At 64.3% G+C, this 15,200-nt stretch carries 18 protein-coding genes; 3 read left to right on the forward strand and 15 right to left on the reverse strand.

All coding sequences use genetic code 11. From position 1 onward, the window contains the following. The first annotated feature begins 119 nt into the window (after positions 1–119). A complete protein-coding gene (locus tag JI664_RS03435; protein ID WP_207012318.1) occupies positions 120–611 on the forward strand; it encodes a hypothetical protein in 492 nt (163 codons plus the stop codon). 331 nt (positions 612–942) lie between these two features. On the opposite strand, the gene JI664_RS03440 is transcribed toward JI664_RS03435, so the two are convergent. The 12 genes from JI664_RS03440 to JI664_RS03495 all read right to left on the reverse strand — a co-directional run bounded on the left by JI664_RS03440 (position 943) and on the right by JI664_RS03495 (position 12,091). Next, positions 943–1,611, reverse strand: a complete 669-nt coding sequence (locus tag JI664_RS03440) for a hypothetical protein (RefSeq protein WP_207012319.1) — start codon at positions 1,609–1,611, stop codon at positions 943–945. A gap of 15 nt (positions 1,612–1,626) precedes the next feature. After that, positions 1,627–1,938, reverse strand: a complete 312-nt coding sequence (locus tag JI664_RS03445) for a hypothetical protein (protein ID WP_207012320.1) — start codon at positions 1,936–1,938, stop codon at positions 1,627–1,629. A gap of 135 nt (positions 1,939–2,073) precedes the next feature. After that, positions 2,074–3,099: an N-acetylmuramidase domain-containing protein gene (locus JI664_RS03450; protein ID WP_207012321.1), complete on the reverse strand. Its 1,026-nt coding sequence runs from the start codon at positions 3,097–3,099 to the stop codon at positions 2,074–2,076. Continuing rightward, complete coding sequence (locus JI664_RS03455) at positions 3,096–3,383, reverse strand: hypothetical protein (RefSeq protein WP_207012322.1); 288 nt, start codon at positions 3,381–3,383, stop codon at positions 3,096–3,098. The genes JI664_RS03450 and JI664_RS03455 overlap by 4 nt, the downstream gene beginning before the upstream one ends. A 36-nt stretch (positions 3,384–3,419) precedes the next feature. Then, the gene (locus JI664_RS03460; RefSeq protein ID WP_207012323.1) at positions 3,420–3,839 is read right to left on the reverse strand and encodes a hypothetical protein; all 420 of its coding nucleotides are present in this window, start codon (positions 3,837–3,839) and stop codon (positions 3,420–3,422) included. Then, positions 3,836–4,156 carry a hypothetical protein gene (locus tag JI664_RS03465; protein ID WP_207012324.1) on the reverse strand — a complete coding sequence of 107 codons (321 nt, stop codon included), beginning with the start codon at positions 4,154–4,156 and terminating at the stop codon, positions 3,836–3,838. Before JI664_RS03465 ends, JI664_RS03460 begins: the two co-directional genes overlap by 4 nt. 10 nt (positions 4,157–4,166) lie before the next feature. Continuing rightward, positions 4,167–5,285: a pyocin knob domain-containing protein gene (locus JI664_RS03470; protein WP_207012325.1), complete on the reverse strand. Its 1,119-nt coding sequence runs from the start codon at positions 5,283–5,285 to the stop codon at positions 4,167–4,169. A 31-nt stretch (positions 5,286–5,316) separates the two neighbouring features. Beyond that, the gene (locus JI664_RS03475; protein WP_207012326.1) at positions 5,317–6,222 is read right to left on the reverse strand and encodes a hypothetical protein; all 906 of its coding nucleotides are present in this window, start codon (positions 6,220–6,222) and stop codon (positions 5,317–5,319) included. A 3-nt stretch (positions 6,223–6,225) separates the two neighbouring features. Next, positions 6,226–6,609: a hypothetical protein gene (locus tag JI664_RS03480; protein WP_207012327.1), complete on the reverse strand. Its 384-nt coding sequence runs from the start codon at positions 6,607–6,609 to the stop codon at positions 6,226–6,228. Continuing rightward, entirely contained in the window at positions 6,609–11,009 is a 4,401-nt protein-coding gene (locus tag JI664_RS03485) for a phage tail protein (RefSeq protein WP_207012328.1), read from the reverse strand. The genes JI664_RS03480 and JI664_RS03485 overlap by 1 nt, the downstream gene beginning before the upstream one ends. Further along, positions 11,009–11,419 (reverse strand): DUF6950 family protein, encoded by a 411-nt coding sequence (locus JI664_RS03490; RefSeq protein ID WP_207012329.1) that lies wholly within the window; start codon positions 11,417–11,419, stop codon positions 11,009–11,011. Before JI664_RS03490 ends, JI664_RS03485 begins: the two co-directional genes overlap by 1 nt. Next, positions 11,420–12,091 (reverse strand): hypothetical protein, encoded by a 672-nt coding sequence (locus JI664_RS03495; RefSeq protein WP_207012330.1) that lies wholly within the window; start codon positions 12,089–12,091, stop codon positions 11,420–11,422. Positions 12,092–12,194: 103 nt separating this feature from the next. On the opposite strand from JI664_RS03495, the gene JI664_RS03500 reads away from it, so the two are divergent. After that, on the forward strand, positions 12,195–12,413 hold the full coding sequence (locus JI664_RS03500; RefSeq protein ID WP_207012331.1) for a hypothetical protein: 219 nt from the start codon (positions 12,195–12,197) through the stop codon (positions 12,411–12,413). Between the two features lie 58 nt (positions 12,414–12,471). Here the strand turns inward: JI664_RS03500 and JI664_RS03505 are convergent, their stop codons facing one another. From JI664_RS03505 to JI664_RS03515, 3 genes are all read right to left on the reverse strand, one after another. Continuing rightward, positions 12,472–12,762: a hypothetical protein gene (locus JI664_RS03505; protein ID WP_207012332.1), complete on the reverse strand. Its 291-nt coding sequence runs from the start codon at positions 12,760–12,762 to the stop codon at positions 12,472–12,474. A 307-nt stretch (positions 12,763–13,069) separates the two neighbouring features. Next, positions 13,070–13,882 (reverse strand): hypothetical protein, encoded by an 813-nt coding sequence (locus tag JI664_RS03510; RefSeq protein WP_207012333.1) that lies wholly within the window; start codon positions 13,880–13,882, stop codon positions 13,070–13,072. Between the two features lie 162 nt (positions 13,883–14,044). Beyond that, positions 14,045–14,695 carry a hypothetical protein gene (locus JI664_RS03515; protein WP_207012334.1) on the reverse strand — a complete coding sequence of 217 codons (651 nt, stop codon included), beginning with the start codon at positions 14,693–14,695 and terminating at the stop codon, positions 14,045–14,047. 87 nt (positions 14,696–14,782) lie between these two features. Between JI664_RS03515 and JI664_RS03520 the strand changes: the two genes are divergently transcribed. After that, entirely contained in the window at positions 14,783–15,193 is a 411-nt protein-coding gene (locus tag JI664_RS03520) for a retropepsin-like aspartic protease (RefSeq protein WP_207012335.1), read from the forward strand. Positions 15,194–15,200: the final 7 nt, after the last annotated feature.

The raw sequence follows: 15,200 nt of genomic DNA on the forward strand, positions 1-15,200 counted from the left end.
CGACCCGAAGCGGCCCCAAGGACCTTCGCCGCGAATTTACGATAGCCGACCAATGCCGTGCAGGTTACGAAAGGAAAAAAGGTCGCCGAGTAGCAGTCCAGTCGTGGAATGTCAGTGTAATGGAACCTGAGACGTATCGCGCATCCCCCATCCTCGGACCCGTCATCGGCGGAATGCTCGGGGTCATTTATCTTGTGATGTACTTCGGCATTCCGCTTGTCGCGTCGGACATGCCCGACGGCTTTGGCGTCGGTGGCGCCGTTGCCTTCATCGTGTCCTGGATAGCCGTGACCGCCATAGCGGCCCTTATCGGCATGCGTGTTGTCCTGCGGGTCAACGAATACGGGATCGAGTCGCGCGGGCGCAAGCTGGCCTGGAGCGATATTGCGAGTATCGAGCGCGAGAACCGGACCGTCGTGACACACGGCTACAACAGCGCGTCCGGCATCACCACGCGACGAACGCAGCACGATCTGGTGATTTTTCATCCAAAGGCCAAAAACGCCCCGGCGCTGGAGATCAACGCTGCTTTGATGAATTCGGGCGCGGACGTGTTGGCGGAGAAGATGCGGCGCTATCTCGCTTCTTATCGCACGCCCGACACGCGCTGACCTGCTCCTGATACGCGCACCGACCGCCTGTACGCGCGCCAGAGCCACGTCCAGCGGGTCCTCTGGGGCGACGGGTGTTCCATGCTCTTGCCGACACAATTCCAGCAGCTAGCGCAGCTCTCGTGCCTCTGCCTTGCGCGCCATTGCATCGCGACACTCGGCGCGAGCACCTTCGCGAGAGCAGGCTGAACAAGCTACACACGCCTTGAGCGCTGACCGGCAAGCGCAAACAACAACGTGCGCCTTCGGTCGCACCTAAGTACCAAAATTCTATAGAAACTGCGTTCGGCGAGGACCCGAAAGCCGCATGCGCTGATATCAGCGCGGCGCCTTAGGCATTGAACCACCGCGTTGTTGTCGGCGCGCAGCTTTCCGTGCGCCCACGCCCGTTTCCGAATTCCACGCGGCAGAGATAACCGCTGTCAGTCTCGAAAACCTGAAGGCAACTGCCGGTCCAACTGCCTTGCGGGGCAACGCAAAGCCCACGCCCCTCGGCGCTCGCGACGGTGCTGCGCGTGACGATCATCCGTGAGCCGCGGCTAATCCAAAAAGCCGTGCCGTCGGGTTCAAACCAGAAGCCCTCTTCTCGGTCAAAAAGCCAGCCGCGCGCGGCAGCCATATCGCCGCGCATTACCTCGGGTGTTACCGGGGTTCCGCTGATCTCGGATGCGCTTTGCACGCAGCCGCTTACACCCAAGGCCAAGGCGAGGACGGGCGCCATCAGCCAGTGCAGGGCACCCGAACGTGCCGCCATTTTGTCCGCGCTCACTTGCGATAGTTCCATATGCTCGTCGCCTTTCATAATGGCTCTGCTGTTCGACGGTTTCTGCAGGAAACAAGCTACTCGCAGGGATCGCGCTTTCGTCGAAACCACAGCCCCTTTGTCGGACACGCCGGTGTCGATGACTAGGCTACTGGCACGGAAAGCAACGATCCAGACAATTATCAACCAAAAGAGTATATTACTGAAAATTGGGATCATTGAGGTGTTGTTAAACATCCCTCAATGCAGATGTTAGTCATTTGCCGCTTCAGTAATGCCAACCATGTTGCGCGCCACAGCTACCACACAGGTGACGTTCTCGGAAGCCACAAGGCCCGATACGAAGCTGTCGTGGAGATCCAGCGCACAGACGGCCAGCCGTTCGATCTCAGGCTCTAGGGCATCCAGAACAGGGTGCTCGATAAGCAGAGGATCACTGGTGCAAGCGCTCAAATCGATCACGCAGGAAATCAAGATCGTCAGCTGTGTCACCAATCGAGATAGGGGCATCGCCAATCCTTTCACGGGTTTCTTCGGTCGCTCGATCAAGGACAGCTTGGGCATCAGACCAGCCCGCCGCGTAACCTTGGTCATACATGCGCCAGCTGAAGCCCAGCCCGGCGGTGAATAGCGCTCCGCCCAGCAAGCCAAATACGACAAGGGCGTATGGCCATGTGAAGCGGGTAAGAATTGCGGCGATCACGTCCGCCACGCCCCTCTGACGCGCCTCAGCACCACCGGCGCGATCCACACGAGCGCCAGCCCGAACGCCACCCACAGCCCGACCTGCCAGAGCACCGGGGGCAGCGTGGGTTGCAGGGCGACCACGGCCGGGACCGCCGCCGCGACGGGCGCGACGTAGCCCGCCGCTGTTGCGGCAAGTGCGGTGCGACGCTCGGCCGTCGAGCGCTGCGCGGGGGCATCGGCCGCGACCGGGGCCTCGACGCCGAGCGCTTCCCACGTCCGCCGCCCGACCACCCCATCGACGGGCAGGCCCGCCGCGCGCTGGAAGGCTTCGACGGTTTCGAGCGTCAAGGGACCGAAGGCGCGATCCGAGGGAATACCAAGGGCCTCTTGAAGCACCGCCACGGCCGGGCCGCGATCGCCCACGCGTAGCACCACGGGCGAGCGTGCGCCGCCGGAATGACGCCGGAATGCCGCCTCGATCCGCGCCGCATAAACCTCGGGTTGCCCGCTACCGTTGTAGCGGCGGGCAAAGCTCAGCCAGTCATGCGCGCGCAAAGCGGCATCCAGCCCCCACGCCGTCACCAGCGCAACGAAGGCGTCCAGATGCGCGGGCGCGCCGCGTGCCATCGCCTCGACCATGTCTCGCGCCGATGCCGACCCGGCCGCGCCATGGTTAAAGCCCATGATCTGCGGGCCGCCCCAGCTCGACGCCATCAGCGCGGCGTCCATGTCGAGTTGCGCGGCGGTCGAGAACATCCGCGCGCGGGCGGATTGCGACAGCGCCAGCGAGGCCCGCCACGGGGCCTGACCCGCGCGCGGTGCGAAGCCCATCGCGGACCAGAGCGCGCGCGGGACGTGATGCGGCTCGAAGCGACGCAGGACGCCGCCCGAGGCATCAAAGCACCGGCCCGAGGCTTCGACCTCCCAGACCGCGCGCAGAGCGGCCGGGTCGCAGCCGAGCCGCGCGGCGGCGCGCTGGAAATCGGCGGAGGACAGGTCGCGGGGCATCGCGGCCCCGATCCAAGGTGTCGCGGTCATCGGATGCGCTCCAAGCTGGTGATCAATCGGTTGATGTCGGTGCGGACGCCCTCAAGCCCTTCCTCGATGCGGCCGAGCTGGACGGCCTGCGAGGCGGCTTGGCCGCGCATGATCTCGACGCGCTGCTCCATCGCGGTCAGCCGCGCGGCATTGCCGGTGACGGTGTTGCGCAGCGTCGTTATGAACATTGCCACGAGGACAATTTGCGTCACCAGAACCACCAGAGTGGCAATCGGGATACGCTTGTCGAAATGCCAAGGCTCGGGGCGGTCAGGCTGCGGCATGGCGGGGTCCTTCGGTCAGAATGGCGGTTTGCAGGGTCATGCAGCCGCCCCCGGCAGGGTGGCGATCGCGGCGGCGACCTCGGCCTCGGTCGTGGCGGCGTCGATCGCTGCGCCCGTCGCCATACGCAGGGCTTCCAGCGTCGCGGCGGTCGCGCGCCAATCGGCCGACAGCGAGATCCAGAGCGCGGCCAGCGCGGCGGCATCGGGGGCGGTGATTCCGATCTCGGCCGACAGCAGCGGATAGTCGGCGAGATCGGGCGACGGGTCGGCGACATAGGCGCGCGCCTCGGCTTCCTTGGCCTGATAGATCAGGTCCTGCCCCGGCAGATCGGTGATCGCAGCGCGCCGGGCAGCGGCCATCCAGTCATGCAGATGGCGCTTTGCCTCGGTCTTGGCACCGGCCAGTGCAGCGGCGGCAATGTCTTCGGCCGTTTCGATGGTTTCAAAGGTGATCATACGGCGGGTTCCTCGATGCGGTCGGCGGGGATGGTGACAGGCCCGTCTGCGACGGTGACGGCCCACGGGCTGGCAAGCTGATCTGGCGCGGCGGTGTCATCCAGCACGACGCGGATCGTCGCGTGGATCACCCCGCCTTCGCGGGTGATGGGGCCGACGAAAGGATGATCGCCCGGCGCGGGCGTGGCGCGGCCGCCCTCGGGCACGGGGGCGAGGTCATAGGCCACGCCGTCGATGATTAGCACGTCACCCGCGACGGAGATCACGGTCTCGACTTGGCCCGGCAGGCCGCGAATAGGGGAAAGGATCAGATGCATAGGGATCTCCTCAGAACCAGCGGCCGATGAACATGAGCGTTATGGCAACCTCGGCGGCAGAGCCGCCCGGCCCACTTCCATCTCGCGTGATGAACCAACCCGTCGGCGATGACGGCCCCCAGCTCGATAGCGATTGCAGATTGTCCCGTGCGGCAGAGCTCCCCGACCGGATGCTCGGTGAGCCGCCCGCTGGGGTACTCACGAATGCCGCAGGGAAAGAGCCGCCATAATTGCCCGCCACGGCGAAATTAGGCGACGCATAGATCCAACAGAACTGCGTCCCATCCGGGAGACGCAGATACTCGCCATTGCTGTTGCTGCCGCGCTCGAACAACCCGCCCGTCGGGACACCGCCTGACTGCGAGACGAGGCCGAGAACGGAATGCTGCGTGTAATCCTTGACCCATTCCCCCCAGGACGATCCGCTGTAGCGCCTTGACCAGCGCTCGCGTGTGCCAGCGGCCCGCTCGGCGGTCTGGATCAATGCTGTGGCGCTGAAGCGCGTCAACCGGACAAAGCCGTAGTTCCCTGCGACCCAGCCGGGTGGTGTACTGGTGCCGTTGCCCGTCGTTGTCACGGAGAACACATAGTCACCCGACGGGGTATCGATCGCGTCCCAATTGCCGAGATTTGGCGGAAAGCCCGTTACTCCAAGGCCGAAGTCTCCGACCTTCAGCAAACGATCTTCGGTAGCGTCCAGCGCGCTTGCCGTCATCACCGGGTCAGCCGCCAGAAACGCCCGCGCCGCCGCGCCGAAGTCGGTCAGCCCCATGACATTCTCGCCCGTGAAGTAGGGCAGTTTGTTCGCTACGCCCGGCAGGTCCGCGAGCGAGGTCAGCGTGCCGCCATCGAGCGCCTGCAAGAGCGTGTTCGCGGCAATGAGCGCGCGCAGCCCGTCGTCGAGTTGCAGGATGGCGTAATTGACTGCCGCCTGCGTTGCGGCGGGCCACGCATTCGCCAGCGTGATCCCGGCGGCCGAGGTCACTGAGGCGATCTCGGCGACCGCGCCGCCCGCGATCAGCAGATCCCCCGGCCGCGTGCCGCTGGTGGTCCATGCGGTGCCCGACCCGGTCACGTTCGTGGACCCGGCCCCGATCGAGATCGCGCCGGTTTTGTAGAGTGTCGTCATGCGACCGTCCTTTGTTTAAGGGAAAGGGCGCCTAACCCACGTTGCGCGCGAGATAGGCGATGATGTCGTGGCTGTAGCTGTAGTAAGGCTGCGGGTTCTGGCTGGCCGGGTTCTCGTACTCGACCGCCGCGCCGGTATTGCGCGAGACCCGGATGGTGCTGGCGTCGATCTGTTGCAGCTCGACCCGGTCCATGCGCCAGGTATCAATCCGCCGCGTGCCACTGCCCGCAAAGCGGCGTCCGAGGAACACGACGTTGAAACAACTCAGGATCGGCACCGAGACCCACGAATTGGGCATCGGTTCGGGCAAGGTCACGTCGCGCGTGGCGCCGTTATAAAGGACGTCGTCGGCAACGGCCTTCGGCACGATGAAGGCAAAGCGCACCGCAAGGAACGTGTCGCGGCTATCGAAGATCACCGCGCCAGAGGCATCCCTGATCTGCATCCCGTAATCGCTCGCATAACCCCCCGGTGTCGGGATGGGCGCAAGGATGCGGTACTGCCGCACGCCGTTGACCAGACAGAAGGTGCCGCCCGGTACACCGGGGACGTTGATCTCGGTCTCGATCGCGCGATTGATGGGCTGCGCCGTCCAGCGATAGAAGGCCGAGAACCCGCCGCCCGCCGCATCGAAGACGGGCCGCACGGCATAGACCTTGGCCTCGGGGAAGCCCGGATAGCCGGTGCCCATGAGCTGCAAGGCGAACCCGCTATGCGGCATCGCGGTTGCGCCCGGCCCTTCGAAGCTGCGGGCCTGCCCGAAAGACAATTGATGCAGCCGCTTGGGGCTGGGCAAAGCCTGATATTCTTGGAACGCCGCTTCGGCCGCCGCGTCCGCGTCAATCGTGGCGCCGCTGGCGACGACGCGCAGGCAGCGCGACGCCTGATCGAAGACCGGCACGCCCGCGCTGTTGGTCAACTCAATCCCATAGGCCATGGCTCAGACCTCGAAGCGCGCGTTGAGACCCAGGAACACCAGCCAGTAGAAGCGCGGCGGCTGGACGGGCCAGCCGTCGGGCAGCGTGGCCGGGGCGATACTCATCGCCTTGGTGGCGTTGTTCCAATTGAGCGTCGGGAAGGGCGTCGCGGGCACGCTCGGGCGCACTGTCTGCGCCTGCCACCATTCTTGCCCGGCTGAGGGCGTCGCTATGCGCAGCTCGGGGCTGACATAGAACATCCCGTATTGGTCATCGAAGCCCGGCACCCAGATCGTGCCCGAGAAGCCCCAAGCAAGGCGCTGCTCATCAATGACGCGCGGCATCGCCTCATCAATCGTCAGCGTTTCATTGCCCGCCGCGTCGCGGAATTCGAACCCGAACGCCATCAGGACAGATCCCCGATGCGCACCCGCGCGATGCCGTTCTCATCGAAGACCCGCATGCCCGAGGTGTCCATCTCGACGCGCGCGCCGGTCCAGCCCGAGCGAATGGCGAACGTGCCGTCAACCGTGGTCGCGCCGGTCAGACGGATAGCCTCCCCGGTGACATAGACATTGCCGCCGTCCACGATGAACGGCGTTCGCACGCCGCTGCCGGTGGCGATGACGAATTGATCGGCAAAGACACCTATGCGCGAGGGCGTGTTCCAGTCCGACGACACGTCAATAAAGAGCCCGGCTTCCTTGAAGCCGTAGCCATCCGCATAGCGCGCAGACATGGCGATGCGGGCGTAACCGCCCGGCCCGGCGAGGGTTTCCATCTTGAAGTTTGCGCCCGCCGTCGCGGCATCAACACTGCTTTCCAGCGCGGTCACCGAGGATGCCAGCGCCGACAGCTCGCCGTCGATTTCCGAGACCTCGAGCGAAAGCGCATTCAGCGCCCATGCACTGGCGCGGGTCGCCAGCTCATCGTCCAGCTCGGACAGGTCAGCGTTGATCTGCGTGATCGCGTTGGCATTGGCCGTGATCTGCCCCTCGGCCGTCGTCACGCGCGCGGTCAGGGCATTGAGGGCCGAGGCACTGGCGCGGGTGGCAACATCGCCTTCCAGCGCATCGAGACTGCTTTCGAGCGAGGTGACCGCGCTCGAAAGGCTTTCGACTTCATCCTCGGTCGCGGTGACACGGGCCGTCAGCGTGCTAACGGCGCTGGCGCTGGCCTTGGTCGCGAGGCCGCTTTCCAGATCCTCGATGTCGGCCTCAAGTCCGGTGACCGCGCTCGACACTGCGTCGATCTCGCCCTCGGCCGTGGTCACGCGCGCGCCCAGACTATTGAGCGCCGAGGCGCTGGCCTTGGCGGCAAGGTCATTCTCAAGCCCGCCGACGCTGGCCTCCAACGCGGTCAGGGCGGTGACAGCGGCATTGAGCGCGTTGCCCTGATCGACAACCTCGACCGTCAGCGCATCGAGCGCCCCGGCATTGGCGAGGACGGCGCCCTCGGCATCCAGCACCTGCGCGCCGAGCTTGGTGATCGCCTCGGCAATGATCGTGACCTGCCCGTCCGTCGCATCCACGCGCGTGTTGAGCGCCTGCGTGGCCGAGGCGACATAGTCCCGCACGCGGCGGCGCTCGATCTCATCGCGGGCGGCAGCGTTCAGCCCTTCCAGCGCCACCCCGCGCAGGCTGCTTTGCAGATCCCGGATCGCGGCCGCGTAGGAATATTGCGAGCCATCCGACAGCAGCCCCACCTCGGCCGCGATGCTATCGACGGCACTCGCCAGCGCGTCCAGCCCGGTTGCGTCGTCATTCACCGAGGCTTCCAGTGCCTCAATCGACGTGGCGGCGGCTTCCAGCCCGGCCTCGGTTTCCCCGACGCGCGCATCCAGCGCGTTGATCGCATTCGCGTTGCCGGTGATCTGACCATCGGCGGCGGTCAATTCCGCTTCCAGAGCGACGATAGATGAGGCCAGCGCACTATCGGCCGAGATCCGCGCCTGTTGCTCGGTCAGCAGCTCGGCCGAGGACGCCCCCGGCGACGGTCGGCCGATCGCGATCCAGTCGAGCTCGTAGTAATTCGCGGCATCGGTGCCGTCGCCCAGATCAAGCCGCATCGCATCAATCGCGCCCGACCAGCCGGGGGTAAAGGTGATCTCGGCCACCCCTTCCGAGCTGAAGGCCGGTTCATCGAGCGTCACGCGGCGGGCTGCATCCCAACCCTGACCAGCACCGGCCCACCACAGATGACCCGCCCAGACCGGCGCCCCAATGGCGCGGATACGGGCGCGCACCTGCGCATACATCGCGGCCTCGACACCAAGGCCCGAGGGCGAGACCGCCGAGGACCCGAGGCCCGGCCGCAACCATCCGTCCGACGCGGTCGGCGCCACGGGCGCGCCGGTCCAGCCCTCGGTCGTCGTGTCGAAATACCAGATCGCCGCATGGTCGAATTGCTGCGCCGTGCCCACCGCCACCGCCGCGACCAGCGAGGCGAGCGCGTTGTCCCCGTCGATCCGGGCCTGATCCACTTGGTTGATGGATGCCGACAGGTCGTCGCTTGTCGCCTCGACACTGGTCAGCCGCGCGGCCAGCGCGAAGTCCGCATCGGCCAGCGTCAGGACCTGTTCGTCAAAGCTGGCTTCCAGATCTCCGAGCTGGACCTGCACCGAGCGGCGGATCTCTTCGCGCGCGGCATGGTCATTGGCAGCCAGCTCGACCACTTCGGCCGCGACTTGCCGGATGCGATCGCGCTCGGCCCGCAACGCCTCGGCCGCCGCCTGCGTCTCGGCCGAGCGCGCGTCAGCTTCCTCGGCCAGCTCATCGGCCACCGCCTGCACCGCATCTGCGCGGGCCTGTGCTTCGTCGGCGAGCGCTTGCGCAAGATCGCGGACCTCGGGAATGCCGTCGTCGATCCAATCGCGCATCGTGCCCAGCCAGTCGACCAGCGCGGGCGCCAGATCATCGAGACCGAAGCCCACGGCGGGAACCGCGACCGAGGTCCAGTCTGTCCAATCCGTCGGGCGATCGGCGTCATACTGCGCGCGGACTTCGTACACCCCCGCGAGAATGCCATCGGTGATCGCCGCGCCCCCGGTTGCGACCGGATACAGCGGTTGCTCGACGCCGTCGCCGGCATCGCCCTGCCGGCGGACGGCCACGCGGACGCCGCGCGCATCCTCGGCCCCATCCGCCTCCCAGCGGGCGAGGATGCCCGCGCGGCGGGGCTTGCCCTCAATCGTGATCGTGTAGGGGTCGGCCTGCCATCCTTCGACGGCTTGCGCGGCGGGCCTGACCGGACCCGGCGCGGGCGGTGTCGGGCGGATGATCCCCTCGGGGATCTCGTAATCCTCGGGCTCGACCTCGCGCAGCGACACCCGCACAAGCTGGGTGCGCAGATCGCGGATCGCCTCGGTGACCTCGAAGAGCTTCGCGGAATAGCTGTTCTCGGCCGAGGTCCAAGAGACCACGTCCAGCGCTTCCAGCGCGGCGGCTTCCATCGGCAGGGTCAGGACGTGCCGCCGCATGCGCCGGTGATCGGCGATCAGCGCGCGGGTAACGCGCTGCACCTGCGCGGGATAAGGTACGACGGGCAGCGACAGCGAGGCGGTCAGGCGGCGATTGCCGTCCTCGGCTTCCCATTCGGCATTCGTGACCAGCTCACTTTCCGCACTTTCCCAATTCTGCGCCGGATCGGGATAGGTGGCCGAGATCGCGTTGAAGATCTGATCGAGCGGCGGGAAGGGCCGGAAGTCCTCGGCCTCATCCGCGATGATGTCGGCATCCTCGAAGAACAGGACCGGCAGACGCGGTGCGCCGAGGCGCAGCGACCAGACGCCGCCGGTCTCGCTCACCTGACCGTTGCAACCCTTGAGCAGTTCCTCAATGACCGAGAACGGCTCATCATCGGCCCGGACTTCGACACCAGCGCGATAGCGCGGCTCGGTGCCGCCGTCGCCGTCATCGACCGCTTCGTCGGCGCGGTCCATTTCCGCCATCCAGTCGGCGATCGGCAGATCCTCGGCCGGGATACTGCCGCCCCAAACATCGCCACCCGGCAGCGCGATCCCGCGCTTGGCGTTATAGGCGAGTACGGCCGCGTTGTTCGACGGCTCATAGGTGGACGCATCGCCCCAGCGATGCGGGCCATCGCCCCCAACCGAGCTATCCTTGCGCGGGTCATAGACCGGGGCCGAGGACAGCACGAAGCGGCATTGCGGCCAGCCCGACCAGACCTTGCGGTCATAGCGGAAGGTGAGGACGGCATAGCAGATCCCTTCACCCACCATGTCCGCCGTCCACGGCCGCACATAAGGCGCGGGATAGGTCGCGACCAGCATCGGGTCGGCGACAGTTTGCGTGCCGTCGTAATACTTCACCCACGCCCGGCCGTCGTAGTCCCCGCCGATCCGCTGCCCGTAATCGGGATGCGGATCATCCGGCAGGATCTCGACCGCCTCGCCATTGAGGCTGAGACCGTCGAGCTGGTGACCGGGGACGCCTGCCAGCTCAATCACATAGGTCAGAAACGCATTCGGCGTCTTGCCCGGCAGGTCATGCGCCATAGGCGGGCAGACCATCGTCCCGCCCGTGGCGCTGCGCCCGAGCAAGAAGACCTCGGGAACCGTGCCACCGCGCAAGGTGGTTTCGGTGCGCAGGCCCGCCGCTTTCGGCGTCGGCTGCAATGCCATCGACAGCGCGGACAGCGCGACCGATGACAGCAGGTTGAGCGCGATACCCCCGAGCGCCGACGCGGCGAAGGTCGCGCCCGCCGCCACGCCCGCCGACAGAGCGGCGGGAACAGCAATTCCGGCCCCGCCGAACGCGCCCAGAAGGAAGCCACCGACATAAGGCATTAGCGCACCTCCAAGACGGTGACGGCCTGTGCCAACGGCACAAGCGCCAGCCGATCCGGCGTCAGCACATAGACCGCCGCGCCCTGCACCACGCCGAGCGCGGGGCCGGTCTCGGTCGGGATGACAGCGAGATCGCCGGGCCGGGCACGTTCCCCATCCGCCCGCGTACGCAGATGCGCCGCCGCGAGGGCGACATGGTCGTGGTATCCGTCCTTGCGCAGAATGCGGATCCCGCCGCGCTCGGTCGTGTAGCGGCCGCGATAGGGCGCGGCGAGATCCACGCCCGTCATCGCCGCCAGCGCGCCCGAGGCGAACAGCGCGCAATCGTGCTGCCCCGGCACAAACCTCTCCCGCCCGGCGGCTGCGAGATACGCAACCAGCCGGTTTTGCCAGCCCGGTGTTTTGTGCATTTACCTGTCCTGCCAGCCCGTGTTCGGACCATCGACGGGCGGGCGCGGCCTGCCGCCGCCCGCATCCGTGGCCGATCTCTCGCCCCACCAGACATTGATGCCGACGAGGCTGTTGTAGCGCCGGAACCGATCGGCCCCGCCGCTGCGCGCTTTGAGCGCTTCATCGCTGCGCTTGAGGGTCAGCCCTTGCGTGAGCCGCCATGCGTCCGAGACCACCTTGAGCGTCGCGGCACTCTCCTGCCCGTCGGGCGGTGTGGGAATGTCCAGCTCCATCAGCGTCCCGCGCACGACGCGCACCGGCTCAGCCAAGGGCAGATGCGTCAGCGGGTCGTGGTGCCACTCATGGACCTCGACCGGCGCGAGGCGGGCGTCATAGGCGCGCACGGCCTCGGCGATCTGCGCATCCAGAGGCGAAACAGACAGGGACCAAACCCGCTTCTGGGCGGCGGACACCGACGCCACTGGCTCGAAGCCCAGCAAGGCGCCCACGCCGTAATACGTGCGCAGCTCGCCCTCGACCTCGATCTCTTGATGATCGGCCCCGGACCAGAAGCCCAGCGAGTGCGGCGCGCCCGTCACCCGGTCGCGCGCCGTGATCCAGACCAGCACCTGCACATCGGCATGACCGCCCGCCGCGTAATGCGCGGCGACGACTGATGGAAGGAAACGCATTATATCTCCTTTAGAGGCTTGGAAAAGCGCCTGCGTGCTTCACATAATCATGTGGGCGGCACTCAGATAGATTTGAGCCACCAACATCTAGGAGACTGTTTTCATGGTTGAAAAGCTCACGACGCCTTCACCCAAAGAGTTGAGAGACGCCCTGATTTCTGTGTTGACGCTGCAAGAAATGACCCTGTCATTGCTCTTGAGGAAAGGCGTCTTCCATCAAGCAGATATCGACTTCATGGAAAGCGTTTTGGGAGCATCGCCAGAGCTTGCATACGCCCTTGACGTTGTCGAGCAAGCAAAGAACTCAATTCCCGAAGCGTAGCTTCGAGAGATTTCGCTTCGACCCAAACCAGCACTCAATGCTTGTGGTCAATGCGGCATCAATTGTTTGCCGCAGCAGGCTCGGCGGCTTGGCCTTCCGACGGCTGACCGAGGGCCGCGCGCATCGCGTCGAGACTGGCGCGTGCCAGCATCCCGACCAGATCGGGCGTCAGCACCGCCTCGACCCGCGCGCCGCCCGTGGCAACGACCATGCGGACGATGCCGGTTTTGGGGTCGCCGTGAAACGTCGCCGCACCTTCAAGCATCGCCTTGTCGAGATCGGCGGGGGCGGTGTCACCGGGGAACAAAGGCGCAAACGAGCGCCGCGCCGTGGGGGCGTGGTTGATCATGGGGAAGTCCTTTCTTGGGGGATGATACCGGGTCAGACCAGCGAAGGAAGGAGGCAAACGGGAAGCCCGAGGGCCCAAAGGGCTACAATTCGGATCAAAATAGAAAAGACAGCCGACGCTTACGCCGAGCGTTCTTTCCTCGCCCTAGGGAGGTCAAGCAATACTAGCGCCGAGGACCTACTCGGCTTTCGTCAAGGGCACGGGACGATCTCGCCGCAATCCTCAATGTTGTTGCTCTTACGCCCAAGCCAATTCGAGCCATAAGCCATGAACAACCAAGAGACGGCAGAAGCGCTCCCGCGCCCAATCAAAAGTCGAGAGCTCGAAAAGCAGCAACATCATATAATGCAGACTTCCTAACGGGGGTCTCAATCGAAAGTTTCGCATTGGTCTCTTTAATCATCCGCTCGAACCAAGGGGGTGCATCAGGGCCAATCAGAATCTCTTCAACACAAGCATTTACATCAAACGGAATAGTCAGACCGAAATCTGTCAACTCATGTGCCGCACTAAAAGCCTCATCAGAATCAAAGCCATAAAACTCATTAGGAAACTTATTAATTACTGCCCGAATTTCTTTTTCGTGCTCAAATGACTTTCTTTTATGCATCGCGGGATTGAAAACATTCTTCAAGTCGAAAAACTGCTTATCGAAGTCTATGTAATTCACCATGCCAAGATACGCGTAATCTGGCAGGCAATCTCTGAATCTCTGATATGACGTCTTGAACGCGATCGCAGAGCCATCACGGCCAAACAAATCCCACATAGCAGCTGACTCAGCTGAGTTCATATGCCAGCAACTAATATAATTCTCCCGCCTAACATTGCGGAGATAATCTAAAAAATGCCCTTCCAAAGCTCTTGCACCAGGATTAGGCCGAATGTTCGGATTTTCTTTGAGCTGCTTTGCCTCCGATTCTCTGAACTGCATGGCTATTCCATAGCGGGAAAGTCTCGGAATCTCGCCCTCGAACGTATCCCTGAACTTGTCTTGACGACTAAAAAAAAGCCGCCCCCGCGCCGCAATATCTAGATATCGTGGAAGGTCCATGAATCTCCACACAAGTGTCGGCTCTACTGGCTGCGGGAAGCTAGGATGATTCGTTTGCGCGGGCATGCCAGCACCTTTTTTATTGACATAACACTACAACCTTAAAGCCAACAATAAACGGAGATCCGCCAATTCCAAGTTATATCTTCTGAAGCACCCACATCGTCGTCAGCTTCATCATGCGGCAACAAACTCGTGCATAGCATAATACATATGATGGAACTGCCTTCACCCCAGCGTTTGCACAAAGTCGAGCAACAGGGCCGACGTCGTCAGGATCTCGGAAATCGGCGCCATCGGCGGCGCCAACACGGCTTTCATGTACGGTCGCACAAGGGTTACCGGCGCGGCCGCTGCGGCGCCCGGTCGGATCGGGGGCGTGACTTCGACCATCGGCGTCAGACCCGACGCATTCGCCGCCGCGCCCGCGACCACGCGGTGCAGGCCGTAGCGCACCGGGTTTGAGCCATAGGCGAAGGACAGGAAGTCACCCGCTGAAATCACATAGGCGGGTGGCAGGCCCGCGATCCGCAACTCGCGCCCGCCATCTGCGACACTCTCAATTCCGGGCGTTGCCCCGCCCAGACCGGCCCCCGTCGGGTCAAGGCGCGGCGCGAAAAGCGGACGCGGATGGACGAAGAAAGAGCGGCCCGGCTCGCACAGGACAGAAATCAGCGCCTCGATTCGCGCGGCCTCGGCATGACGCTGCACGGGCAGTGTGATCTGCCCTTGCCAGAGCCGTTCCGAGACCCGCGCCGTCTTGATCGCGCCGCCGCGCGTGCGACTTATCGCCAGCGAGGCGGGCAAGTGAAACGTGCTGGTGCGCACGGGAAGCCCGCCGAAGAACGCATCCAGCCCGAGGGGGAAGGAAAGGGCCATCTACTTCACCCCCGAATTGAAACGTTGAAAAATCACTCGCGCCGCTGCCAAGATCGTCCGATGAAGCATAGAGCGCGCATTCGGTTCATGGACGACGGCGGCATCACTTATGCCCGCCCCTCCAAGTCCGCTTACATCCCGGTCGTCGATCTCATTGTCTCGTCGAAAGACGGAACCCTGCGGGAACTCGCGCTGATCGATACCGGTGCGCGGCACAATTTCATCGAGATTACCCTGGCTGAACGCCTCGGACTCCCCGTCACAGGGGGGCCATTCGACGTCTCTGCTGTGGGGACTAGCTTTCCGGCCTACGCTCGCCACCTGAAAGCCACCTTTGGCGGCACTAAGCTCGCAATCGAGAGCGGTTTCCTCGCTGTCGACATGATAAACTCTGGTCGCAAATACAGCTTCATACTCGGGATCGCCGGGATAGAAAATTTTCGTCTCACCCTCAATTTCAAGCGTCATAAATACTTCCTCGACACCGGCGCCACATAAGGGACAA

Source organism: Rhodobacter sp. NTK016B, from assembly GCF_017303295.1.
In the GTDB taxonomy this organism is placed as follows: Bacteria; Pseudomonadota; Alphaproteobacteria; order Rhodobacterales; family Rhodobacteraceae; genus Pararhodobacter.